General features: G+C 58.2%; 25 protein-coding genes and 1 pseudogene. 11 read left to right on the top strand and 15 right to left on the bottom strand.

The window, feature by feature from the left end; all coding sequences use genetic code 11:
• Positions 1 to 1,098, bottom strand: coding sequence for a BMP family ABC transporter substrate-binding protein (locus tag V8J85_RS09675; protein ID WP_339953530.1), 1,098 nt, complete (start codon positions 1,096 to 1,098; stop codon positions 1 to 3).
• Positions 1,099 to 1,191: 93 nt separating this feature from the next.
• Here V8J85_RS09675 and V8J85_RS09670 point away from each other — a divergent pair, with 93 nt between their 5' ends.
• Positions 1,192 to 2,403: an OmpA family protein gene (locus tag V8J85_RS09670; protein WP_339953840.1), complete on the top strand. Its 1,212-nt coding sequence runs from the start codon at positions 1,192 to 1,194 to the stop codon at positions 2,401 to 2,403.
• On the top strand, positions 2,388 to 2,669 hold the full coding sequence (locus V8J85_RS09665) for a hypothetical protein (RefSeq protein ID WP_339953529.1): 282 nt from the start codon (positions 2,388 to 2,390) through the stop codon (positions 2,667 to 2,669). The genes V8J85_RS09670 and V8J85_RS09665 overlap by 16 nt, the downstream gene beginning before the upstream one ends.
• Positions 2,670 to 2,718: 49 nt before the next feature.
• Here the strand turns inward: V8J85_RS09665 and V8J85_RS09660 are convergent, their stop codons facing one another.
• Entirely contained in the window at positions 2,719 to 3,306 is a 588-nt protein-coding gene (locus V8J85_RS09660; RefSeq protein WP_339953528.1) for a TetR/AcrR family transcriptional regulator, read from the bottom strand.
• A gap of 134 nt (positions 3,307 to 3,440) precedes the next feature.
• Here V8J85_RS09660 and V8J85_RS09655 point away from each other — a divergent pair, with 134 nt between their 5' ends.
• The 3 genes and pseudogenes from V8J85_RS09655 to V8J85_RS20060 all read left to right on the top strand — a co-directional run bounded on the left by V8J85_RS09655 (position 3,441) and on the right by V8J85_RS20060 (position 4,280).
• Entirely contained in the window at positions 3,441 to 3,947 is a 507-nt protein-coding gene (locus V8J85_RS09655; RefSeq protein ID WP_339953527.1) for a YkgB family protein, read from the top strand.
• A gap of 2 nt (positions 3,948 to 3,949) precedes the next feature.
• A pseudogene (locus tag V8J85_RS20065) lies at positions 3,950 to 4,063 on the top strand (hypothetical protein); the annotation flags it as partial.
• A gap of 76 nt (positions 4,064 to 4,139) precedes the next feature.
• The gene (locus V8J85_RS20060) at positions 4,140 to 4,280 is read left to right on the top strand and encodes a hypothetical protein (RefSeq protein ID WP_445285890.1); all 141 of its coding nucleotides are present in this window, start codon (positions 4,140 to 4,142) and stop codon (positions 4,278 to 4,280) included.
• Between the two features lie 315 nt (positions 4,281 to 4,595).
• Here the strand turns inward: V8J85_RS20060 and V8J85_RS09645 are convergent, their stop codons facing one another.
• The 9 genes from V8J85_RS09645 to V8J85_RS09605 form a co-directional block, all read right to left on the bottom strand.
• Positions 4,596 to 5,561: an ABC transporter substrate-binding protein gene (locus tag V8J85_RS09645; RefSeq protein ID WP_339953525.1), complete on the bottom strand. Its 966-nt coding sequence runs from the start codon at positions 5,559 to 5,561 to the stop codon at positions 4,596 to 4,598.
• A gap of 16 nt (positions 5,562 to 5,577) precedes the next feature.
• Entirely contained in the window at positions 5,578 to 6,402 is an 825-nt protein-coding gene (locus V8J85_RS09640; protein WP_339953524.1) for a (2Fe-2S)-binding protein, read from the bottom strand.
• 5 nt (positions 6,403 to 6,407) lie between these two features.
• Positions 6,408 to 7,373 carry an ABC transporter substrate-binding protein gene (locus V8J85_RS09635; protein WP_339953523.1) on the bottom strand — a complete coding sequence of 322 codons (966 nt, stop codon included), beginning with the start codon at positions 7,371 to 7,373 and terminating at the stop codon, positions 6,408 to 6,410.
• A 67-nt stretch (positions 7,374 to 7,440) separates the two neighbouring features.
• The gene (locus tag V8J85_RS09630; RefSeq protein WP_339953522.1) at positions 7,441 to 8,400 is read right to left on the bottom strand and encodes an ABC transporter substrate-binding protein; all 960 of its coding nucleotides are present in this window, start codon (positions 8,398 to 8,400) and stop codon (positions 7,441 to 7,443) included.
• The gene (locus V8J85_RS09625; protein ID WP_339953521.1) at positions 8,397 to 9,338 is read right to left on the bottom strand and encodes an ABC transporter substrate-binding protein; all 942 of its coding nucleotides are present in this window, start codon (positions 9,336 to 9,338) and stop codon (positions 8,397 to 8,399) included. The genes V8J85_RS09630 and V8J85_RS09625 overlap by 4 nt, the downstream gene beginning before the upstream one ends.
• Before the next feature lie 42 nt (positions 9,339 to 9,380).
• Positions 9,381 to 10,337 (bottom strand): ABC transporter substrate-binding protein, encoded by a 957-nt coding sequence (locus V8J85_RS09620; protein WP_339953520.1) that lies wholly within the window; start codon positions 10,335 to 10,337, stop codon positions 9,381 to 9,383.
• 50 nt (positions 10,338 to 10,387) lie between these two features.
• Positions 10,388 to 11,437 carry a FecCD family ABC transporter permease gene (locus V8J85_RS09615; protein WP_339953519.1) on the bottom strand — a complete coding sequence of 350 codons (1,050 nt, stop codon included), beginning with the start codon at positions 11,435 to 11,437 and terminating at the stop codon, positions 10,388 to 10,390.
• On the bottom strand, positions 11,434 to 12,420 hold the full coding sequence (locus tag V8J85_RS09610) for a FecCD family ABC transporter permease (RefSeq protein WP_339953518.1): 987 nt from the start codon (positions 12,418 to 12,420) through the stop codon (positions 11,434 to 11,436). The genes V8J85_RS09615 and V8J85_RS09610 overlap by 4 nt, the downstream gene beginning before the upstream one ends.
• Positions 12,417 to 13,265 carry an ABC transporter ATP-binding protein gene (locus tag V8J85_RS09605; protein WP_445285889.1) on the bottom strand — a complete coding sequence of 283 codons (849 nt, stop codon included), beginning with the start codon at positions 13,263 to 13,265 and terminating at the stop codon, positions 12,417 to 12,419. Before V8J85_RS09605 ends, V8J85_RS09610 begins: the two co-directional genes overlap by 4 nt.
• Positions 13,266 to 13,693: 428 nt before the next feature.
• Between V8J85_RS09605 and V8J85_RS09600 the strand changes: the two genes are divergently transcribed.
• From V8J85_RS09600 to V8J85_RS09575, 6 genes are all read left to right on the top strand, one after another.
• Positions 13,694 to 15,781 (top strand): YjbH domain-containing protein, encoded by a 2,088-nt coding sequence (locus tag V8J85_RS09600; RefSeq protein ID WP_339953517.1) that lies wholly within the window; start codon positions 13,694 to 13,696, stop codon positions 15,779 to 15,781.
• Positions 15,778 to 16,425, top strand: coding sequence for a YjbF family lipoprotein (locus V8J85_RS09595; protein WP_339953516.1), 648 nt, complete (start codon positions 15,778 to 15,780; stop codon positions 16,423 to 16,425). Before V8J85_RS09600 ends, V8J85_RS09595 begins: the two co-directional genes overlap by 4 nt.
• A 102-nt stretch (positions 16,426 to 16,527) precedes the next feature.
• Positions 16,528 to 16,740 (top strand): hypothetical protein, encoded by a 213-nt coding sequence (locus V8J85_RS09590; RefSeq protein ID WP_339953515.1) that lies wholly within the window; start codon positions 16,528 to 16,530, stop codon positions 16,738 to 16,740.
• A 67-nt stretch (positions 16,741 to 16,807) separates the two neighbouring features.
• Positions 16,808 to 17,020 (top strand): hypothetical protein, encoded by a 213-nt coding sequence (locus V8J85_RS09585; protein WP_339953514.1) that lies wholly within the window; start codon positions 16,808 to 16,810, stop codon positions 17,018 to 17,020.
• Between the two features lie 59 nt (positions 17,021 to 17,079).
• Positions 17,080 to 17,295 carry a hypothetical protein gene (locus V8J85_RS09580; RefSeq protein ID WP_339953513.1) on the top strand — a complete coding sequence of 72 codons (216 nt, stop codon included), beginning with the start codon at positions 17,080 to 17,082 and terminating at the stop codon, positions 17,293 to 17,295.
• A 157-nt stretch (positions 17,296 to 17,452) separates the two neighbouring features.
• Positions 17,453 to 17,665 carry a hypothetical protein gene (locus tag V8J85_RS09575; RefSeq protein WP_339953512.1) on the top strand — a complete coding sequence of 71 codons (213 nt, stop codon included), beginning with the start codon at positions 17,453 to 17,455 and terminating at the stop codon, positions 17,663 to 17,665.
• Here V8J85_RS09575 and holA read toward each other — a convergent pair.
• The 4 genes from holA to V8J85_RS09555 all read right to left on the bottom strand — a co-directional run bounded on the left by holA (position 17,662) and on the right by V8J85_RS09555 (position 22,144).
• Complete coding sequence (holA, locus tag V8J85_RS09570; protein ID WP_339953511.1) at positions 17,662 to 18,684, bottom strand: DNA polymerase III subunit delta; 1,023 nt, start codon at positions 18,682 to 18,684, stop codon at positions 17,662 to 17,664. The two genes, V8J85_RS09575 and holA, sit on opposite strands and share 4 nt — an antisense overlap.
• A complete protein-coding gene (gene lptE / locus V8J85_RS09565) occupies positions 18,681 to 19,166 on the bottom strand; it encodes an LPS assembly lipoprotein LptE (protein ID WP_339953510.1) in 486 nt (161 codons plus the stop codon). Before lptE ends, holA begins: the two co-directional genes overlap by 4 nt.
• On the bottom strand, positions 19,156 to 21,690 hold the full coding sequence (gene leuS, locus V8J85_RS09560) for a leucine--tRNA ligase (RefSeq protein WP_339953509.1): 2,535 nt from the start codon (positions 21,688 to 21,690) through the stop codon (positions 19,156 to 19,158). The genes lptE and leuS overlap by 11 nt, the downstream gene beginning before the upstream one ends.
• Before the next feature lie 73 nt (positions 21,691 to 21,763).
• Positions 21,764 to 22,144, bottom strand: a complete 381-nt coding sequence (locus V8J85_RS09555) for a DUF3576 domain-containing protein (protein ID WP_339953838.1) — start codon at positions 22,142 to 22,144, stop codon at positions 21,764 to 21,766.
• Positions 22,145 to 22,203 lie beyond the last annotated feature (59 nt).

Raw genomic sequence — 22,203 nt, 5'->3', positions numbered from 1 at the left:
TCAATTCCCCGTACTTGGGATAACGCCGGTCAACCCTTCAACAAAAAAATCCATTTTTAAAAGATCCCTGTCACTTGCTGTTTCACCCGGTGCCAGCCAAGCCGATCCGTCCTGACGGCGCACCGGACCGACGAATGGGTTCATCTGACCTGCGCCCAACCGTTCGACCGTATCAGCGGCCTTCAGGAACAATCTGTTGGGCATCTGGTCGGAAAATTCGCCGGCTGCAATCATTTCATCGGCAAATCCGCCCCACGTGTTGGTGCTTGACCAGCTACCATCAAGCATCGCACCGATCTGACGCACATAATATGGGCCCCAGTTGTTGATCGTTGCAGATAGGGTGGCATTCGGCCCATAGGCCGACATATCGGATGCCTGACCAAAGGCGAATGCGCCCAAATCCTCGGCAACCTCGGTTGGCTTGGTGCTGTTGGTATGTGCAAGCAGCACATCCGCGCCGTTTGCTATCAGCTGGCGCGAAACCTCTTCCTCACGTTCGGGTGAAAACCAGCTGTTCAGCCAAACCACTTCAAATTCGACGTCCGGGTTGGCAGATTTGGCCGCAAGATAGGCGGCATTGATGCCGCGCAGAATTTGCGGGATCGGAAATGACGCGAGATACCCGATCTTGTTTGTCTTTGTCATCGTCCCCGCGATCAGCCCCTGGGGTACGCGCCCCTCGTACCAACGTGCCGAATAGGTCGACATGTTGCCGGTGCGTACAAAGCCACCACAATGTTCGAATTTGATATCAGGGGCCGCAAAAGCAGCCTGCATCATCGATTGCATATAGCCGAACGAGCAGGCAAAGATCATGTCATAGCCTTGACCGGACAACGTCTCTAGCTGGGCGGCATCCTCCTCGCCCCACTCTTTCACGCCATAGAACGTATCAATTTGGGTTTGGTCGCCAAATGCGGCCTTGGCCTGTGCAATACCGCGTTCGTGTTCATAGTTCCAACCGACATCGCCGGGCGTACCGTTGAGTATGAAAGCTATTTTCGGTTTTGCCTGTGCAAGGCTCGGTGTGGCCAGTGTGGCGGTCGTCGCGCCAGCGAGCAAGCCGATGGCATTTCTTCGACTAATATACGTCATATCTACTCTTTATTCACAGTAACTATCAAGACAAACCAAACAGCACGGTTATCCACCATCAGTTGAGGAAAAAACTATGGCTAAAATTTGACCGTGCTATCATTATTGTTATTATTGCGAGTGCGCAACATTTTTAAGTCGTGCGTTTGTTTTGTGTTAAAGAGGTTTATTATGAAGCTGACACTGATCGTCGGGATTTCACTTCTGACAGTGGCGTCGTTCGGAGCGGCGATATCGTTCCTGCCCTCAGAAATTGATCGCCGGACCAGCGTAAATGCAGCATCCATCGAAGAAATACAGCAGCTTTCGGATCAGGTGACAGACCTGCAAAAGGTTGCGGCGACTGAGACCGAACGGAGTATTGCGCTGCGCACTGAACGCGATCAGCTTCAGGCGGATTTAACCGAAGCGCGTGGTCGAATCACGACACTGATGGCCGAGCAGGAAACGACATCGCGGCTGAACGATTCGCTCAACCTACGTGTGGCGGAGCTTGAAAATGATTTGACGGCCCGTAATGAGATCCTTGCCAATCAGGCAGAGAACGCGGAAGGGTTGAAAGATCGGCTAGGTGAGTTGGAAGCAAACCTTGCTTCGCTGCAATCTGCGCAACAGGCACCCAATCCGGTTATTTCAGACCTTGAAACAAGACTGGAAATGGCGACCGGCGCGCTGGAGTCAGCAAACGAGCGCATCGAGGAACTTACCACACGGGTTACGCAAGAATTTCAGGCACGCATGGTCGCCAATGACGAAATTGCCTCGCTTAAGGATTCGGTCGCGGCGCAGCACGAGGTTGTTTTGGCAGCACAGAATGAATTGGCCACCATAAAGGCGACCGACATCGCGGACCGCCGCGAAACAGCGACCGAAATTACGATGACTGAAACCGCATCTGAACCACCTCTGGAAACCGCCCTCGCGATCACCCCTGCGACATGCAATAGCCGGATGGAGGAGGTCCTTTCGGCGGCTAGCGTGGAGTTTGAAACGGGAACGGCGGTGCTGGCATCCGAGACGGGTCCGTTGCTGAAAGACCTGTCAGCGATTGCGCGCGACTGCGCAGAGGTAAGTCTTTTGGTTGAGATCGGCGGACACACGGACAACTTGGGGAATGATGCCGTCAATCTTGCGCTTAGCGAAGATCGTGCACGGGCGATCTATGCGTTCTTCGCCGAAGCTGGCATTCCGCAGGAAGCCATGCGGCCCGTTGGTTTCGGTGAAAGCCAACCGATTGCCGAAAACAACACCAGCGCTGGCCGTTCTGCGAACCGCCGCATCACATTTACATGGCAAACCCGCTAAGTCGGGTAGGCAACATCACTCAAGATAAGGGTTATGATTTCATGGACTCACTGATCATCCAGATACTTCTTTATATGTCATGCACATTCTTGCTTGGTCTGGCGCTTGGCTGGTTTACCCACACTCTAGTCATCGGGAAGGCAACCGAACCGCTGACAAAGGAAGTTGCCTTCTGGCGGAAGAACCTCGACCAATCAAGACGCGAACATGATGTCAGTCTGAGAAAACTGGAGGCGCTGAAAGCCAAATTGGAAAAGCAGAAATAGCTGCTCATGATCGAATAGACAGTTTGGTGCCTTTCACCGAAGGCGCTGCCTAAACCATCATCACGCTATCCTGCACTTCTTGAACGGTGCTTTCGAGCATCCCAACCGAGCTACCGGCACGCGACATGATGCGCATGCCGGTATAGACGTTCAGCAGAACTTCGGCTTTGCGCTCGGCCCGTTGCGTGGATATGCCGGGCAAAGCGGCTGCCACCGCAGTGGCCAGCGCTGCCCGCAGTTTTTCATGGCCACGCTTGGTTGCGGCTTTCGTTTCCTCATCGAGCGATGCCCGGTCGGCAGATGCATTGCACAAGAAACACCCACGGCTATCTTCATCCGCAATAGCGGCGATAGGCAGTGACAGAAACGCATCCAAACGTTCAAGCGGTGGAATTGATGGGCCCCGCAGCGCGGCAACAGCGGTATCGATGACCTGCTGCTCGTAATGCATCAATGCCTTCAGGTACATCGACTGCTTGTTACCAAAAGCGCCATACAGACTTCCCTTGGCAAGGCCTGTTGCCTTGATAATGTCACTTAAACCGGTACCTTCATACCCGTTCTGCCAGAACAGGTTCATGATCTTGTTCAGTGCATCGGTCTCATCGAACTCTCGCGGTCTGCCGGGATTTAACATCGTTTCTTTCTCACCATTCTGTGAAAATCCAATTATTGACCAATCGGTCTTTAATTTATATCAGACCGGAACTGGCTGCAAAGTCAAACACGCTTACCTAATTATAGACCGATTGGTCAAGAAAGGAAACCGCCATGTACGATTCAACTTACGCCCCCAACAAACCCAACGCCGACCTCGCAGAACTGGGTGACCGAATTAACCATGTCGGCATACACAGTATCCGCTTGAGCACCGCGACGGTCCTCGGCTGGATTGGGGCGATGAAATTCACCGCATACGAAGCCGGTGCTATCGAAGGTCTGGTTGTGTCAAGCCCACTGACCAGCTGGCTTTATCAGGTGTTCAGCCTGCAAGGCGCATCCAATCTGATCGGCACGACTGAAATCGTGACGGCCCTTCTACTGCTATGGGGTTTCAAATCTCCAAGGGCCGCATTGATCGGGGCGATTGGCGCTGTCCTTACATTCCTCGTCACGTCCAGCCTATTGCTGACGGCACCAGTTACAGAACCTAGCCTTGGCGGCTTTCCTGCGCTTTCCGTTGTCCCTGGTCAATTCCTGCTGAAGGACATTGTCCTTTTGGCCGCAGCTGTTTTCCTGACGGGTGACGCGCTGAAACGCATGGCGCGCAAAAAATAGAAATGACGGCCCTCTGTCGCAACGTGCCAGAGGGCCCGATCCATCGCCATGAGGATACCAAAATGTCAGATATCACCATCTATACGAAGCACTATTGCCCTTATTGCAAAGCAGCCAAAAGCCCTGCTGACGGCCAAGGGCAAGACTTTCAGAAACATCGACATCACCGACCACCCCACAAAGCGCCAAAAAATGATTGCGGTGTCACAGGGAAGAAACACTGTGCCGCAGATCTTCATCGGCGATTTTCATATTGGCGGATACAGCGAATTGGCAAAACTGGATGCAGCGGGCAAACTTGACACATTGTTGTATCAGTTAGACGCAGCGTAGGGGACGGCCGGATTGATCGGTCTACCCTTCTACCAATGCTTTCGATCCCCCTGCGGTCGCAACCGCGCGGATGGGCCATCAGGCTTTTCCCATTGCGCGACCGTGGTGGCCCCCATGTTGAGAATACGGGCAAAGACCGTCTGTCTCATCCGCGTGGTATCAAAATCCGGCGTTTCGGGCGGACGTGATCTTTCATCATCGCTACGGTGCGGCCTGCCAACTGTGGCGTTCGTTGTGGGGCAGGGTGACGCAGGCAGCAGGCCTGCGGAGAGCGTGCATAGCGGCTATTGAAGTTCCGGCTATGGATCTTACACCTCAATCGACTGCTGTGACGCTTGGCCTGCCACCAACATGCGTCACTACGTAGTATAACTGCCGTTCCAGCGATCCGAAATTCGTGCCGGTTGAATGCTCACGCGGTAAGACGATGTAGCGCCCTTCGGCGCAAGCCGTAAGGATGTCACACCAGCCCGGCAGTACCTCGTTCAGTCGCTCGTAGGGACTGGCGGCGGTATCGCCATAGGCGACGGTGAATGTGTCAAAGATATAGTCTGCATTGTGCTCTGGCATCGTCTCGGCACTGACGGTTTCACCCCAGATCACGCCCCGATCCGACATCGCCTGCGCAAAATCTGTCCGTACCATCCCGAGGTCTTCAAGAACCTGCGTGATGCCGCCATAGCCTGCGTAAACTTCAAGGCTGCCATCCCAGCCCTGGATCTTGGCATAGCTCGCCCCCTGAAGCTGAGGCACCCAACGGCGGGCATCTTCGACCAAAGCGTCGTAGCGCGCCAACTCAAATTCGAACCTGTCCATGACCCCGGCCGCCTCTGCAATCGCGCGGGTGCTGACGAATTTTTCGTTTGATCGCGGGATCAGGACAACGGGGCCGGCGGCGCGCAATTTTTCGATGTGGTTGGCGTCTGCATCCTCCCACTCGAGGATCAGGTCGGGCTCCAGCCCGGCGATGGTCTCATAATCCCATGCCTCCCACTGACCGACGAAGGCGATGCCGGAGTTTTCAAAATCGAGCCCATAAAAAAGATCGACCGCGCGCATATAAAGCGTGCCATCGTCCGTCGTGCGGCCCATCGAACCGACGACCGGCGCGCCAAGCTCGATCAGGGTCAGTGTGATCGACTGATCGTGCATACCAATGATACGCTGGGGTTGAACGGGGATTTCGACCTCTGTCCCAGAGGCATCGATGATCGTGCGCACATCCTGTGCAACAACCGAGGTTGCAAAGACGATCGCGGCCAAGAAAGCAAGAAGTCTCATTCGTTCGTTTTCCTTTTCATGACTTTTCAGCGTCTGCCCGAAGGCGCGTACGACGCAGGTAATTGCGGAAGCGTTCAGCGCGACTTTCATCATCTCGCAAAACACAGGTTGTGCAGTAGTCGGGCTTGCCGGGGCGGGTATAGGCGCGGCAACACCCGCCGCGCACCCGTAGCCATTGGCCGATTTCAGGTGCTTCGGGCAGTGTGATGTGATCAAAGCGAACCTTGCGATTGGTCAGTTTTGTGCCCGGCTCGCGCAGAATGGACAGCGCGGCCACCATCGCCTCCTGCTCGCGGTCCAACACCCGACCATGGGCCAGAAAAGCGTAGGCGATGCTGTCCCCTATCAGGCGATGAAACGCGGTGTTGCTGAGCTTGCTTTGGTGGGTCATGGCCTTGACGATCGGGCTGAAAAGGTCCTCGATCGTCCTTGCAAAGGCATAGGGCGACGGTGCGTGTGAAAAGACCAAGCTGTCAGGATTTAGGAACAGATCGAACGTTTGAGAGACACCGTTTTCGCCGTCCTCAGTCCAATGCACAAAACGCGGGCGGACGCCGACCGGGCTTGCATGGGACGCAACAACCCAATACCCGCGCAGTGCGAGTGCTGCGAAGGTCTGTACCACTGCAAAACTCAGATCTCCCATCAGGTAGGCCGCGCGAAGTTTGGCGTCAGGACCTTCCACATCGATAGCCGCATCTGCCATCCACCGCGGTAGGGCCGCTTCTGGGATGTCGTTAAGTGCCGCAAAGTCTGGCGCCGGCTGAAACTGGATGACCGGGGAAAAATCGTCGTCCAGCCGCGGCAGGGCAACCGCCAGATCCTGCCAAGTTTGGCGCATGTGGATCATTCGATCACCAGATCGCGGTTGATGCCGTCATCCAGTAAAACGGCACTGATCTGCTCCATTCCGTTGACGATCTTGCCCCAGGCAGACCCCACCATCTGCGATCCGTCGAGAACGTAGATTTGTCCGGCCTGCGCGACGGGCAGGGCTTGCACGATGGGTTCGGACATGAAGCTGTTAAATTCTGACGAGGTGCCGCCTTCATCGGCATCAAAGGTAAGAAACATCATGACGTCGGCTGCGTGATCCCCGATGACCTCGAGGCTCTTGTTTGCACGCTCCGTGCTCCAATCCGCCTCGGCTGGGGTCATGGTGGGATCGAGGGCGCGGCGGATTGCGCCGAAGGCTTGCGTCGGTTCGATTCCATAAAACCCATCGCCTTCATATTCGCGAGTGATGGCCGACAGGGTCGTCGTGTCCATCAAATCGCCCAGCTCTGCGCGCACCTCGACCGCGCGTGCCTGCATCTGCGCTTGCAATTCTTCCGCACGGTCGGTGCGGTTCACGACGTCGGCAAACTGGAACAATGCGTCTTCGAGCGGTTGGTTGAACATGTCGATGACGACGACGGGCGCGACACCTTCCAGCAGGTCCGGCGCCTCGGGCGGCCATGGGGACGCAATGATCAGGTCAGGCTGCATCGCGGCGATGGTTTCAACATCCGGCGGGCTGCCATAAGGGCCAATCCACCTCACGTCAGAGGTGTCATAGCCCTCCATCCGGCGAAAGATCTGTTCGCCCGCACTATTGACGTGGCCGGACGATCCAATCGGGGTCACGCCCAGTTCCATTAGGGGCAAAAGGCCGTTTTGATCCTGGAGTGTGACGATCCGTTGCGGATCGACCGGGATGCAGGTTTCGCCAGCGGCATGCGCGAACGCACGCATGCCTTCGTCGCATTCAAGGGCAAAGAGCGGTGTGGCCAATGTGGCAAAGATGATTGAGAGGGTAATTCTACCGGTCATGGCAAACTCCATTTTTCGATGGGGTATGCTGGCTGGCCGAGACTCGGCGTGGCTTGCGGTGTAAGGATCAGTTGATGGCGCGCCCCGCGGTCACGGTTGTCAGCAGGTCGATGGATCGATGCAGTGACGTAAAGGTGTATCCCACCATCACATCGCGTTCGTACCAGAACAGATTGCCGGAACTTACGCCGCTCAGCTCGCGCCAGAAGGGCGCGATGCTGTCCCACTGCGCGGTGAGCATCGGCACCGTCTGGCCCCAGCGTGGGGCGATGCTGGCCAACATGATATCGCCGTCGAATTCCTGAATGCGTTCGACGCTTAGCCCGTTGAAGCCTTCGGTTTCTTCGGCCTGAATTGTGGGTTTGGCAAAACCAATGTCGTTGATGACCTGATCAATCGCACCCCAGTTGGGGTAGTACCACAGGCCGTCCTCCCACATGTCAAAGCGGGATACGACGATGTCACCGGGCGCACCGATACGCTCTTTAGCAGTCGCGATGCGGGCATTGTAGACGGCAAGCTCGGCGTCAAAAGTGGTCTCCATCCCCGCTGCATCGGCCAGCCATGCCATGTGATCGAGGAACGACATGTCATCTGGTATCACGACTGCTGGCGCAATCGTCTGCAACTGTTCCAGCGCGTCGATTTGATAGGGTCGCAGGATGATCAGGTCCGGGTCGGCTGCAGCGACGGCTTCGACGTCGGGTGGATTGTGCCCGCCAAGGTCAATCAGCCCGGCGGCATCTACGGCTTCCTGTCCGAAGATATCGACGGCGCCGCGGACCCAGCGTGGACCGTCGCCATCAGCCTCGCGGGTGATGGTTGCGAATACGGGCGCACCCATATCCATCAATGGGGTCGTAACGCTGTCATCACGCAGGCTGGCAATACGTTCTGGCATCTCTGGGATACAGGTTTCACCAGCATCGTGGATGAAGGCGCGAAAACCGGTGTCGCAGGTCAAAGCAAAACCAGGGGTAGCCATGACTGTCATGGCGCATGCCGCAAAGGTTAATTGTCGGGTCATTGGTTGTTTCCTTCTGTCAAATCAACGGGTGTCTCGCGGTCGGCAAAGGCCGCGTTCAGGGCGGGTTCAAGCCGGTCGAGCACGTATGGCAAGCTGAGGAGTGATGCATGGCTGAACGCGCCAGTCAGAAGGTCATCGACAAAGACCTCACCGCCTTGCAGGACATTGCGGCCCGGCAGATCGAGGACCGGGCCGAAATCCTCTTGCGTGGCGAACCACAGGATCACGTCGGCATCGATTTCAGGCAGGCTTTCGCCGCTGATATCGACGGCAAAGCCGTCTTCGGGCACCAATGCATCCACCGCTGCGGGTGTCTTGAAGCCCAAACCGGAAAGGATTTGCGGCCGTACGTCGCCGCTGCCGTAAACACCAAGACGTCCATCCCAAAGATAGGCGACGCTGGCGGTACTTCGTTGCCAGCCGGGGTTGGCGGTTTGCAGATCGTCAAATCGCGCGTTGAGCGCGGCAATCGCGGCCTCTGCCTGCCCTAAACGACCTGTCGCCAGTCCGGCAAGGCGCGCGCGGTCATCCCACGGCATTTCATAGTCGCCGACACCATCGGGTACCGCGACGACGGGTGCGATCTGCGACAGTTTCGCATGCATGTCGGCATCGATGCCGGACCACATGGCCAGGATGATGTCAGGGCTCGCGGCTGCCAGTGCTTCAAGGTCAATCTCGCGCTGCACGACCAGCGGATCGGTTGTCAGAAGATCAGCCGCCCACGGCCAGACCGTTTTTTCATAGTCGCCGTACCAATAGCGGATCGCGACCGGTTGAATGCCAAGGGAGAGCAGGTCATCAGCCCCGTTGAAATCAAGTGTCGCAACCCGCTCAGGCTGTTCGGCGATCAAAGCGGTGCCAAATTTGGTCTCAATGGTGAGCGGGAATTCCTGAGCCATGGCGGCGCTGAGGGTGCCAACCACGGCTATCAACATTGAAATGACCGTTCGTGCGATGTGGTACATTGGCAGAACCTCCTATTTTGTCGGCTGTGTGAAGGGGTTCGACATATGCGTGGTCAGCGCAAAGATTGCCGCCCCGACAGCATCATAGGACGGGGTGGTCAATTCCTCTCGCGGTAGGGCGATAAAGCGGCCTTCTGCGCAAGCCGTCAGGACCTCGCAGTATCCGGGAAAGGCGTTTTCCATCGCAGCCGTCGCATCCACGGGGGTTTCCTCGCGATCCGTCCGATAGGTCGTGAACACCCAGTCGGCGTCAAACTCCTGTAACCGCTCTGCCGAGAAGGTCGGATATTCGCCCGGTGCGATCGACGCCTGGATATCAACCACGTCGAACCCCGCATCTTCAAGGATCAGGGTAAGATTACCGTAAGGATAGCTCGTCCAGAACCCACCGTCGCTACCATGAATGACACTGACCGTTGTGCCCGTGGGCACCAGCGCGGCGAGTTGTGCGATCTGGGCATCGTAACGTGCCTTTGCGCGAACCAAATGATCCTCCGCCCCCAACAAGCGCGCAAAGAAGGCCTGCCCGTCGTGAATGGTCGAGTCAGTGGCATATGCGACCGTCGGGGCAATCAGGTTCAGTTGATCGATGTTCACCTCATCCTGCCAGTCCGGCCAGATGATCAGGTCAGGTTCGAGGGCCGCGACCAATTCAAGATCGACAGGATAGTCACCCACAAATGCAATTTCGGAGTTGTCGAACTCAACACCTGTGGACACCGCGGAGGCACGGATGGTCGCGGTCCCATCCTCGCACAGGGAACCCTGACGGCCGACGGGTGTGTGGCCAAGCTCGATCAATGGCACGGTGACGTTTTTGGACCCAAGCGAGACGATCCGCTTTGGGTTTTGCGGGATGCAGGTTTCACCTGCCTGATGGGTGAACGCCCGCATGCCATCGTCACATTCAAGGGCAAGTGCTGGCGTTGCGGCACAGGTGGCCAGCACAGCAAGACTGGTGCGTCGCATGGACGTCTCCTTTATCATTGCAAGATGTGTGCTGGCTGGGCGCTTGGCGCTTAGAGCTGGCGGGTTGATTGGGTCTTGAGGATCAACAACAAAAACACGGGCACACCGAGGATCGCGGTGAGAATACCCGCAGGTATTTGAACCGGTGCAAAAGCGATGCGACCGATAAAGTCGGCCAAGCCAACCATTAACGCGCCCGTCAGTGCGGTCATCAACAGGTGCTGTCCGACACCAGAATGTGCCAAGCGGCGCGCAAGGTGCGGAGCGACGAGGCCGACAAAGCCAAGGGGGCCGACGGCAGCGACGGCAAAGGCCGCAAGCGCCACCGAAAGCGTGATCATCCCGATACGTGCGGCCCTGATTGGCACGCCTAATCCGACAGACACCTCTGGCCCTAATCGTAGTGCTGACAGATAGCGCCCTGACCAGATCAGACCGGGCGTCAGGATCGCGAGGCAAAGCGTCAGGCTCCAGACCTCGGCCCAGCCAACGGCGTGTATCGATCCGGCAAGCCAGCCAAGGGCCGCCTGCGCCTGATCGATGTCACCATATGTCAACATGGCGTTGGTGATGGCGGCGATAAAGGCCGCAACACCGATGCCAGTCAGGATAAACCGCATCGTCGCCCCACCTGTGCGCTGCATCGCAATGCTCTGGATCAGGGCCGCCACGACGAGCGCGCCGCCAAAGGCCAGCACAGGACGCCAGACCAGATTCATTTCGGGAAACAACACAATCGCGGAAACGACAGCAAGCCCGGCCCCCTGGCTGACGCCGACAAGAGACGGATCGGCCAACGGGTTGCGGGTGACGTATTGCAGGATCGCGCCGGATAACCCGAACAATGCCCCGGCGACGGCAGACACGATGGTACGCGGGAACCGGAATTCCCATACAACGGTTTGGGCGATGTCTTCGGATGGATTGCCGGTCAACGTATCCCATACGCCGCGCAGGCTCAGCGGATAGCTCCCGCTCATCAGGCTTGCGACACTCACGCTGACGACCAGCGCCAGCAAGATCGCAGCGACCACCAATGCACGGCGATGCAAGCGCAGTGAGACGCGCCCGTTCCAGGGACTCAGCACCAGCACACTCATAGTCGCGCCCTTACAAGCCATACAAAGAACGGCGCACCGAGCAGGGCGGTCACGATCCCGGTCGATACCTCGATCGGGGCCAGAACCATGCGGGCGGCGATATCCACGACCAACAGATACACAGCGCCGAGTACGGCCGAGACCGGCACGATCGCGCGGTAATCTGCCCCCACCAGGATGCGCGCGACATGCGGGATTACAAGCCCTACGAACGCCATTGGGCCGGCGATGGCCACAGCCGCCGCAGTCAATGCAATCACGGCGAGCATTGCCAGCATTTTTATGCGGGCAACGTCGACGCCCAGACCTACAGCCGTTTCATCCCCCATGGCGAGGGCGGTGACTTGTGGGGCCAGTAGAAGCGCCAGAACCAATCCACCGATCAGCCAGGGCAGGGCCCAGATCAATACATCCGTTGACCGCCCAGCCAACGTGCCAGTCAGCCACACGCGCAAGCGATCAAAGCTCTCTTGATCCAGCAAATGGGCGAGTGAAATGAACGCAGCGAGGAACCCCGTAATTGCCGCGCCCGCAAGCACGAGAGTCAGCGGCGTCGATCCACCGGGTGCGGCCGCCGCGATTCCCCAGACCAAGGCCGCTGTCACGGTCGCACCCAAGGCCGCAAGCACTGGTATAAAGGCCGGATCGACCACCCGAAAATATCCCACCGCCATGACCACGACGAACGATGCGCCGGTCAGCAGGCCCAGAACACCCGGCTCAGCCAGCGGATTGCGGGTAACGCCCTGCATCAGGGCACCCGCAACCGCCAAGGCAGCCCCGACCAGCACGGCATAGACGGCGCGTGGCAGCCGCAAATCGGTCACGACAACATGGTCGAAATTGCTTTTGTCATAGGCGACAAGCGCCTCCAACACGACCTGCAACGGCACTGTTTTTGCGCCCACTGCAATGTGCCAGCCAAATGCCAATACCAGTGCACCCAGAAGGACCGGCAAACCGAACCATCCAGCTTTCGTCATATCGCCGGCCCTGCAATCGCAGGAAGGCAAACGGGCCGACCTGTCACAGGATCCTTGATGACAGTCGCTTGCAGGCCGAAACCTGCGGCGAGATTCTCGGTCGTGATAACCCGTTCCGGCGCGCCTTGGGCGATCAACCGTCCATTGCGCATGATGACGATCTGGTCGGCAAACATCGCCGCGATATTCAATTCGTGCAGCACGACAACGAGGGTCCGACCCTTCTCGCGCGCGATTGCGCGTAGCAAAGTCATCACATCGACCTGCACCTTGAGATCCAGAAACGTCGTCGGCTCGTCCAGCAGGATGACATCTGTTTCCTGCGCCAGAACCATCGCGATCCAGCATCGCTGCCGCTGTCCGCCAGACAGGCTATCGACACGACGGTCCGAAAACTCTGTGACATCGGCGGCCTGCATCGCATCCGAGACCGCGCGACTGTCCTCAGCCGACCATTGCCGCGTCAGGCTTTGGTGCGGAAAGCGCCCCTGACTGACAAGCTCATGCACCGTCAGGCCCTCTGGAGCGACGGGACCCTGTGGCAAAAGCGCGAGTTGCCGTGCCAAGTTACGTGTAGGCATCTGGTGGACATTTTTTCCATCCAGCGACACCATCCCGGACATTGGCTTGAGGACCCTTGCCATCGCCTTCAGCAATGTCGATTTGCCGCACCCGTTTGGCCCGACAAGGATGGTCACTTCACCCGGATTTGCCTGCAGGTCGACATCGTGGACAATCCTCTTTGCGGCGTATCCGACACAAAGACCATCGGCGCGCAATCGTGGTGCGCTTACGGTACCGGTCCGGTTGGCCAAAGCATCGATGTCTGCGGTGGCATGTTTCACTCTAAAACTCGCAAGGTAAGGGTCGGGCGAACGTCTTCGAGATTTACCCTACTTTTTCAGTCAGGAAATGTTAAGACCATTTCTGGTGCCATATTTCGAGACGCATGTGACGGTGCCGACTAGGTCCAGCGAAACACGACCGGTACCGCCGGATGAGCTAAGAAGGGTTTGCCGAAGTCATCGGAAGTACGAAGCGCAAGTGAGAGGCCAACCGGAGTTACTGCACGCTGGCGGAAATCACGAAATGCAACCGTGGCATTGGTGGGTATATGCCTGGCGTGCATTTCATCAAACCGGAAAAATGCACTGATGAAGGCTGCGACAGCGGGGGATTCCCAAAACGCACGGGGCGGGTTAGACAGGCTCAACAATAAGACGGAGAGCGGATAATGCGCAGGCTTCCCTATCGACTGCCATGTGCTTCGGCCATGGGCATGCTTCTCGCGACCAGTGCGCTAGGGCAAAGCGTCGATGCAAGCTATTCGCTTTATGGTACGCCCGGCCTCTTGGAAATGCCGACCGCCGAAAGCGCGCCGCGGGATACGCTGGCCGGTTCACTATCCTACACCGATGGTTTCGCCCGGGCGACGCTGACGTTTCAGCTGACCGACCGTCTTTCGACCAGTTTTCGCTATGCGAATGTCGATGTCTTCCAGGACCTGCCCGACGATAGCGAACGCGAGGTCGAACGCGGATTCGATTTGCGATATCGCTTGAACAACGAAGGCGACTATCTACCTGCCGTCGCCGTTGGTCTGCGCGATTTTCTGACGCCAGGACGATTTCAATCGGAATACATCGTCGCGTCCAAGTCGTTCGGCGACAGACTGATCGTCACTGCAGGTGTCGGTTGGGGTGCATTGGGGACGCGGGACGGGTTCGAGAATCCGCTTGGCGGTGATTTCGTGGAAAGGCCAATCTATGACCCGGCTGAGCCTGATGGGCAGCTTGCCTCGGATCAGTGGTTTCGGGGGGATGCTGCGGTTTTTGGCGGGCTGGAGTATCAGATCAACGATCGCTGGGGGGTGAAGGCCGAGTATTCGACGAATGCCTACCCGGTTGCTGCTGGCAATGTCGCGATTACGTCGGACTCACCTTACAATTACGGCCTGACTTATCGGCCCCGTGACGGCGTGCAGCTGGGTCTGTCGTATCTGTACGGCAATCAGGTCGGCCTGTCGGGCACGTTCACGCTGAACCCGAACGAACGCCCCAATGGTAGTGGCCTTGATCAGGCCCCTGCCCCGGTGAAGGTGCGCGGCGCGGATGCCCGTGCGGCGCAAACCTGGGACAGAGATGCATTGCCCGAGGCTGCGTTGACGCAGGCATTGGCGGGTATCCTGAAGCTGGAAGGCATCACGCTCACCGGGTTGTCGTTGACCGATCGCACCGCGCGGATCCGCTATGTGAACAATCGCTACCGGTCGCAGGCGCAGGCGGCGGGCCGGGTGGCGCGGATGGCGACGCAGGTGCTGCCACCTTCGATCGAGGCATTTATCCTTGAACCGCAGCGCAATGGCGTGCCTTTGGCGGCGATCACGATCGCGCGCAGTGACCTCGAACGTTTCGAAAATCGCGCTGGCGGGACGGATGCGTTGTTATCGCGGTCCGATTTCGGCGATGCGGGGATCAGGGCCGAGTTGAACGCACCCAATAACGAAAGCCCGGCATTCGCGTGGGGATTGGGCCCGTACTTCCGGATCAATCCGTTCACAAGCGACGGATCGGCTGATATCGATCTGGGCCTGAGTTTGCGCGGCGTCTATCGGATCAGACCCAATCTTGTCCTGTCGGGCAGCATTGGCCAAAGCCTTCTTGAACCAGAGGATGATCCCGACGGGGAAGAGCGGACACCCGATATCCAGAATGTCCGATCGGACGGTGGGCGCTACGGCAATGACGGTGTGCCGGTATTGGAAACGCTGACGCTCAGCCATTTTTCACGCCCGGGCACTGATCTTTATGGTCGGGTCACCGTCGGGTATCTGGAGCGCATGTTCGGCGGCGTATCTACGGAATTGCTGTGGAAGCCGGTGGAAAGCCCGCTGGGAGTAGGCATCGAATTGAATCAGGTCGCCCAACGTGATTCGGATATGCGGTTCGGGTTCGAAGAATACGATTACGACATCACAACCGGCCATATTTCAGCATATTACGATTTCGGTAACGGATATCACACGCAACTGGATGTCGGTCGCTACCTTGCCGGTGACTGGGGTGCGACACTGTCGGTCGATCGGGAATTCGAGAATGGCTGGGTGATCGGGGCCTATGTCACACAAACCGATCTTGATTACGAAGATTTCGGTAACGGCTCTTACAACAAGGGCGTCCAGGTTACCATTCCGCAGGATTTCCTGAGCGGGCAGCCGACACGCAGCACTTATAACACCACTTTCCGGACCCGCGTCGGTGATGGCGGCGCGCGTCTTGGCGTCAGCGACCGGCTGTATGGCGTCATCCGCGACGCGCACAGGGGTGATCTGACCGACACATGGGGGAGATTCTGGCGATGAAAATAAGGCTTCTGAGTCGGCTCAGCCCGATCATTATGTTGTTCCTTGGTGCCTGTGGACCGTTGGCCGAAGGTGGCATCGCATCGCAACTGACGAGCGTCGTCACAGGTGGCCAAGAGGCGCCGCAGCCTGCCGCAGCCCCGTCCCGCGAAGAGATCCTGGGTAATCCGGGCAAATTCATTCGGGTCAATACACGCAACCGACAGCGGTGGGACACGCATGTCGTAGCCGGGACCAATACGAACCGGTCGACATGGGTGGATAGCGAAAACAGCAGTATTACCTTTGAAAACGGAATTGTGGTCGCAACCCGCGGTCTACCCCGTGACCTGATGGCGGCGGACGTTTCACAAAGCTGGGCAGCGATCCGCGCAGGTGGCGGCGAAGCGACGCGCATTCATGAATACCTCACAAATATGGACCAGATTTCGACGGAACTGTTGCAGTGCCGCATCGCTTCTCAGAGACGTGAAACAGTTTCTCAATTCAAAATCGACCGAAATGCGACCCGTTTTGAAGAAAAATGTGAGAGCGAAACGCTCGAATTTACCAATGTTTATTGGGTAAATGACGCGGGGGCAGTTATTCGTAGCTTGCAAGCTGTATCGCCCGACGCGGGCTATCTGCAGATCGATGTCTTTTAATCTACATCAAGGTATCTTGGATTTTCGCTAGTGTACTGATTTAATAGGGCAATGTGGGACGGTTTTGGCCGTTATCCGCCCGTGCATTAATGGAGTACCGATATGCGCCTTACTACTACGCTTGCCGCTTCTGCCGCTTTGGCAGTGTCCGGTTTTGCTGCTAACGCGGGTGGCCTGGCCCCCGAAGTCATGGAAGCCCCCGTTGTGGTTGTCGAAGAACAACCCGCAGGCTCCTCGATCAACAGCACATTCGTGATCGTTGGTGTACTTGCTGCACTGCTGATCGCAGCGGCTGTGAACGCAAACGACGACTAAACCGTCGGCGATTTGGTGAACTGATGGGCCGGCTTTGTCGGCCCTTTTAAAATAAAGGAAAATGAACATGCGCCTTACAACAACACTCGCAGCAGCAGCTGCCCTGACGATCTCTGGTTTCGCGGCTCAGGCAGGCGGTCTTGCCCCTGAAGTGATGGAACCACCCGTTGTTGTCGTCGAAGAAGAGCCCGCAGGCTCCTCGATCAACAGCACATTCGTGATCGTTGGTGTACTTGCTGCACTGCTGATCGCAGCGGCTGTGAACGCAAACGACGACTAACTCTTTCCGCAAACAAAAAGCCGGTCCAAACCGGCCCTAATGCAACGAGGGAAAAAAATATGCGCCTAGTAACGACATTTGCCGCTGCTACCGCTTTGACGGTCGCTGGCGTCGCCGCACAGGCTGGTAGCCTTGCACCCGAGGTGATGGAACCACCCGTTGTTGTCGTTGAAGAGCCCGCACCTGCCGGTTCTTCGATCAACAGCACTTTCGTCATCGTTGGTGTTCTGGCCGCGCTGCTGATTGCAGCCGCCGTCAACGCGAACGACGACTAAGTCGGCACGACAAAAAACGAAGCTGGCGACATTCGCCAGCTTCTTTCCGTTTCATTTGCGATGACCGGCCTGCGCCGCATGACGGCTGCGACCAGTTGAATTGCGGCCGATCTGGACGTATCAATCGCATGAAACCTTGAAGAGTGATGAGATTTTCATGCCACGTCATTTCAAATGCGCACTTGCAGCGCTTCTGATTTCCTATTCGGGCACAAGCCTGCAGGCTGGTGGCCTATCCGAACCGATCATCGAAGCACCTGTCGCTGAACCAGAAGTACCGTTCGAGCCGGCGCAAGGGTCCGTGAATGGTGGCTATATCCTGTTGGGCGCGTTCGTGATCATGGCGCTCGCGGCAGGAGCCGGCAACTAGCGCCGTACCATCATCGCCAATCTGATCAGCGTTCGCTCCATCAACGCCATCTGTGGCGCCGTATTCGCCGATCGCAACTGCAAATCGACATCCGTCAAGGCGGTCAACGCGCGCTCTAGACGATCGCGCCCCCAGCGGCTTGCCTGCCCCATCAGCTTATCCCGCCTTTGGCCGAACACCGGCGGACGCAGCCGACCGATCCCGCTGCCCGGACCGCCTGGATCCGCCGCGACGACGTGAAGGCGCCGAAAATGGCGCATCGCCCCGATGCATAAGGTAACAGGTGTAACGCCCTGGGCGTAAAGGCCGCGCAAGACCGGGCCAAGCTGATCGGCTTGGCCGCCCGCAACGACATCCAGCACATCATCCACGTCGACCTCGGCCGATTGCGGCGCGTTGATGAGGACATCCGCAACGCTTAACGGTGCGTGATCGCCTTGTTTGTAAAGGCTGACTTTCTCGATCGTCTGCCGGAAATCTCCAGGCTCTAGGCTGGTCGCCAACGACATCAGCGCATCCATCGTGTCCCGATCCACAGAACCAAGACCAGATGACGCCAGTTGCGCCTCGACATCGGCGATGCTGGGCGGATCGTCGTAGATGCCGATCGCGGCGGCCTGTGCATGGCCTTCGAACGCTTTACGCAGCGCCGACCTCGCCGTCAGTTGACCAGCGGTCATAACGATCTGCGCATCGCCGTCGCGCCAATCGGCCAGCGCCACAGCGGCGATCTTGGCCAGCGTATCGGTCGCCTCTTCCACGAAAGCCACACGATGGCCGGGAAAGAATCCATGCGCCTTGATCGCATCGTCCAGCAGTGCTGGGTCCTTGCGCAGGTCAGCCCCGTTGATACGTGTCAGGCGCATTTCCTCTTCCCCTGTCGGGCCAACCAGGGCCGCGATGACCTCCTGACGCTTCGTCGCAACACGCATCGGGTCGGCGCCGAAGATCAGGATGCCTGCATGGGCGGGGTCCGGTTTGCGCAGATAGGTCTGCGCGGCAGCACCAGTAAGCTTCATAGCACACCTTCTGTGGACAGGATCAGCAGGCGGCTGACCACCATATCCGCCAGCGCGACCGACAAGCGCGCCTGCGCGTCTTCCTCCGCTGCTTGTGTCGCAACGGTCGAGCCTGTGGCGGCATAGCTCGTAAAGCTCTCGACGTTTCCGATGCGCACAAGCTGACCATCGTCCAACCGCTCAACCGTCCAGTTCGCGCCGCCGATCACGTTGAAACGCACCGTTTCTCCCTGGGCGGTTACGGCGGCCGGGCTGCTGCGCCCCGGCTGCCGGACGCGCAGCAGGAACTTCGGTGCGTCGGGTACGCCCAGCCGTTGTTCAAGCCGCTCGCGCAAGCGGAACCCAGCCACGCTTTCGCTAGTGTCAAACGCGAATGCTCCGCGCAGCGTCGGATCGCTGCCATAGACCGGTCGAAAACCACAGCCCGACAAGGCCAGCAGACCCAAAAGGGCCGCGCGGCGAGGGAGCCGGTCAGATGACAATGTTCACGATCCGGCCGGGCACGACGATCAGCTTTTTCGGCACCGCGCCAGCCAGGGCCTTTTGTACCGCATCCTGTTCCAGAGCCATCGCCTCGACCGCGTCCTTGGCGGCATCGGCGGCCACGACGATTTCCGCCCGGCGCTTGCCGTTGATCTGGATCGGCATGGTGACCGTGTCCTCGACCAGCATCGCTTGATCGGCAACGGGCCAGGGTGCGTTGGCGATCAGGCCTTCGCCGCCTTGATGCGCCCAGATATCCTCGGACAGGTGCGGCGTCATGGGCGACATCAGTTGGGCAAGTGTCATGATCGATTGGCGCTTCGCCGCCTTGGACGCTTCGGATTTCTGCAAGGTTGCAGTGAACGCATACATCTTGGCGATGGCTGCGTTGAAGCCGAAGGTCTCAATCGCCATTGTCACATCGTGGATCGTCTTGTGCATGGCGCGCAGCAGGTCGTCGTCACCCTCACCCTTAGTGTCATCCATGGCAGCGATCCGGTCGCACAGCGTCCAGACGCGGTTCAGATGTTTGAACGCAGCTTCCGCGCCCGAGGCTGTCCATTCCACATCCCGCTCTGGCGGGCTGTCGGACAGGACGAACCAGCGGGCGGTGTCGGCGCCGTATTTGGCCAGAATATCGTCAGGATCGACAACGTTTTTCTTGGATTTCGACATCTTGGCCGATGGGATGATTTCGACCTCTCTCCCATCCGCCAACTTCCCACCTGTCACATCCTCCGGCAAATGATAGACCGGTCGGTCGTTTGCGTCCTTCGTCTGATAGATCTCATGCGTCACCATCCCTTGCGTGAACAGCGCGTTAAACGGCTCTGACGTGCCTTGGGGCAGGTGGCCGGTCATATTCATAGCACGCGCGAAAAAGCGGCTGTAGAGCAGGTGCAGAATGGCATGCTCGATCCCGCCGATGTACTGGTCGACGTTCATCCAATAAGCGGCATCGTCGATATCGGTGGGCGTCGCAGCATCGGGCGCGGTGAAGCGGGCGTAGTACCAGGATGAGTCCACGAATGTGTCCATCGTGTCCGTCTCACGCTTGGCGGGCTTGCCGCAGGACGGACAGGCGCAGTCGCGCCATGTGGGATGACGGTCCAGCGGGTTGCCGGGGATGTCGAAACTGACATCGTAGGGCAGCTCAACGGGCAGGTTCTCTTTCTTTTCAGGCACCACGCCGCAATCGTCGCAATGGATGACCGGGATCGGGCAGCCCCAATAGCGCTGGCGGCTCAGGCCCCAGTCTCGCAGGCGGTATTTGGTTTGACCTATACCCAGATCATTCTTTTCGAAGTAGTCGATGGTCGCATTGATGCCGTCCTGGCTGGTGGACTGCTGGATCCCTGCGAAGTGATCGATATAGATGACTGGTTCCGTCTTGGCGGGCACCAATGCCTCGTTCTCGACAGGCACATGGTTGCCGGGCATGTAGAACGCATTCTGCACCGGCAGGTCGTATTTCTGCGCGAAATCCAGATCACGTTGATCATGCGCCGGGCAGCCGAAGACGGCACCCGTACCGTAATCCATCAGTACAAAGTTGCCGACCCAGACGGGCAGTTCCTGATCCGGATAGACCGGATGTTTGACCTTGATGCCGGTATCGATGCCTTTCTTCTCGGCCTTTTCCATTGCCGCTTCGGTCGTGTCCATCTTGCGCGTTTCAGCGATGAAAGCGGCCAGATCGGAATTATTGGTGGACATGGCAATCGACAGAGGATGCTCGGGCGAAATCGCGATAAAGCTGGCCCCGCGCATCGTGTCGGGGCGGGTGGAGTAGCAGACGATTGGGTCACCACCGTCCGTTGGGTGGAACGGAATCTCGATCCCTCGTGACTTTCCGATCCAGTTGGCCTGCATCAGCTTGACCTTGGCGGGCCAGTTATCCAGTCCGTCGATGGCGTTCAGCAATTCCTCGGAATAGTCGCTGATTTTGAAGAACCACTGGACCAGTTCGCGCCGCTCGACCTCGGCGCCGGAGCGCCAGCCTTTGCCGTCAATCACCTGCTCGTTCGCCAGCACGGTCATATCGACCGGGTCCCAGTTCACGACGGCCTTCTTGCGATAGATCAGGCCCTTTTCCAGAAAGTCGATGAACAGCGCCTGCTGCTGGCCGTAATACTCCGGGTCACAGGTCGCGAATTCGCGGGACCAGTCGATGGACAGGCCCAATGGCTTCATCTGGGCCTTCATGTCGGCGATATTCTGATAGGTCCAATCCTTGGGATGCCCGCCCGAGGCCATCGCCGCGTTCTCTGCAGGCATCCCGAACGCATCCCAGCCCATTGGGTGCAGAATGTTGAACCCGTTCGCCAGTTTGTAGCGGGCGATCACGTCGCCCATCGTGTAGTTCCGCACGTGTCCCATATGCAGCTTGCCGGAGGGATAGGGAAACATCTCCAGCACGTAGTATTTGGGTTTGTCGTCCGTGCGGACGGCTTTGAAGGTCTCGGCCTCGGCCCAGGCGTTTTGCCATTTCGCCTCGATCTCGGCGGGTGCGTATGTGGTCATTTTCGATCTCTCAAACGGGAAACGCCGGGCGAGATGGCCCGGCGCTATTCATAATCGGGCGGGTTGCCGTTGGCTATAGGGCGCCATCGGCAATGCGAAGCTGGCGGGCACGCGATAGGATGGCATCCTCGACCGCACGCTGCGTTTCCAGCGCGACAGGGCCGCTGCGGGATTGCAACGCAAGGTTCAATGAACGGGCGTCCAAAGCCGGGTCGCTCACCTGAATGGTCGCGCGGTAGGCGCGGCCGCCGCCGGGGGGTGTGCCGAAACCGGTCGAAATGACGCCCGTGAATGGATCGGCCGTTTGCACCGGCAGGAAGCTAAGCACATCCAGTGACGCGGCCCACAAATAACGGTTCACCGCGACATTTTCAGCACCGCGGGGGGTCGGGGCCGGGCCACCGCCGCATGCCGCCAAAGCGGCGACCAGTAGGGCAGCCAAACCAAAACGCATGCGGGTCACAAAAGTCTTCAACGCATCTCTCCCAAAGAGCTTGCGTGTTGGTGTAGCGA

It is taken from the genome of Yoonia sp. 2307UL14-13, assembly GCF_037572755.1.
Classification (GTDB): domain Bacteria; phylum Pseudomonadota; class Alphaproteobacteria; order Rhodobacterales; family Rhodobacteraceae; genus Yoonia.
Note: the sequence above shows the minus strand (reverse complement) of the source record. Positions and strands in the feature narration are given on the sequence as shown.

Bases quoted from the DNA above. Each gene is read 5' to 3' on its own strand.
- V8J85_RS09675 (WP_339953530.1), bottom strand. From the start codon at position 1,098: ATGACGTATATTAGTCGAAGAAATGCCATCGGCTTGCTCGCTGGCGCG.
- V8J85_RS09665 (WP_339953529.1), top strand. From the start codon at position 2,388: ATGGCAAACCCGCTAAGTCGGGTAGGCAACATCACTCAAGATAAGGGT.
- V8J85_RS09660 (WP_339953528.1), bottom strand. From the start codon at position 3,306: ATGTTAAATCCCGGCAGACCGCGAGAGTTCGATGAGACCGATGCACTG.
- V8J85_RS09655 (WP_339953527.1), top strand. From the start codon at position 3,441: ATGTACGATTCAACTTACGCCCCCAACAAACCCAACGCCGACCTCGCA.
- V8J85_RS20060 (WP_445285890.1), top strand. From the start codon at position 4,140: ATGATTGCGGTGTCACAGGGAAGAAACACTGTGCCGCAGATCTTCATC.
- V8J85_RS09645 (WP_339953525.1), bottom strand. From the start codon at position 5,561: ATGAGACTTCTTGCTTTCTTGGCCGCGATCGTCTTTGCAACCTCGGTT.
- V8J85_RS09640 (WP_339953524.1), bottom strand. From the start codon at position 6,402: ATGCGCCAAACTTGGCAGGATCTGGCGGTTGCCCTGCCGCGGCTGGAC.
- V8J85_RS09635 (WP_339953523.1), bottom strand. From the start codon at position 7,373: ATGACCGGTAGAATTACCCTCTCAATCATCTTTGCCACATTGGCCACA.
- V8J85_RS09630 (WP_339953522.1), bottom strand. From the start codon at position 8,400: ATGACCCGACAATTAACCTTTGCGGCATGCGCCATGACAGTCATGGCT.
- V8J85_RS09625 (WP_339953521.1), bottom strand. From the start codon at position 9,338: ATGTTGATAGCCGTGGTTGGCACCCTCAGCGCCGCCATGGCTCAGGAA.
- V8J85_RS09620 (WP_339953520.1), bottom strand. From the start codon at position 10,337: ATGCGACGCACCAGTCTTGCTGTGCTGGCCACCTGTGCCGCAACGCCA.
- V8J85_RS09615 (WP_339953519.1), bottom strand. From the start codon at position 11,437: ATGAGTGTGCTGGTGCTGAGTCCCTGGAACGGGCGCGTCTCACTGCGC.
- V8J85_RS09610 (WP_339953518.1), bottom strand. From the start codon at position 12,420: ATGACGAAAGCTGGATGGTTCGGTTTGCCGGTCCTTCTGGGTGCACTG.
- V8J85_RS09600 (WP_339953517.1), top strand. From the start codon at position 13,694: ATGGGCATGCTTCTCGCGACCAGTGCGCTAGGGCAAAGCGTCGATGCA.
- V8J85_RS09595 (WP_339953516.1), top strand. From the start codon at position 15,778: ATGAAAATAAGGCTTCTGAGTCGGCTCAGCCCGATCATTATGTTGTTC.
- V8J85_RS09590 (WP_339953515.1), top strand. From the start codon at position 16,528: ATGCGCCTTACTACTACGCTTGCCGCTTCTGCCGCTTTGGCAGTGTCC.
- V8J85_RS09585 (WP_339953514.1), top strand. From the start codon at position 16,808: ATGCGCCTTACAACAACACTCGCAGCAGCAGCTGCCCTGACGATCTCT.
- V8J85_RS09580 (WP_339953513.1), top strand. From the start codon at position 17,080: ATGCGCCTAGTAACGACATTTGCCGCTGCTACCGCTTTGACGGTCGCT.
- V8J85_RS09575 (WP_339953512.1), top strand. From the start codon at position 17,453: ATGCCACGTCATTTCAAATGCGCACTTGCAGCGCTTCTGATTTCCTAT.
- holA (WP_339953511.1), bottom strand. From the start codon at position 18,684: ATGAAGCTTACTGGTGCTGCCGCGCAGACCTATCTGCGCAAACCGGAC.
- leuS (WP_339953509.1), bottom strand. From the start codon at position 21,690: ATGACCACATACGCACCCGCCGAGATCGAGGCGAAATGGCAAAACGCC.
- V8J85_RS09555 (WP_339953838.1), bottom strand. From the start codon at position 22,144: ATGCGTTTTGGTTTGGCTGCCCTACTGGTCGCCGCTTTGGCGGCATGC.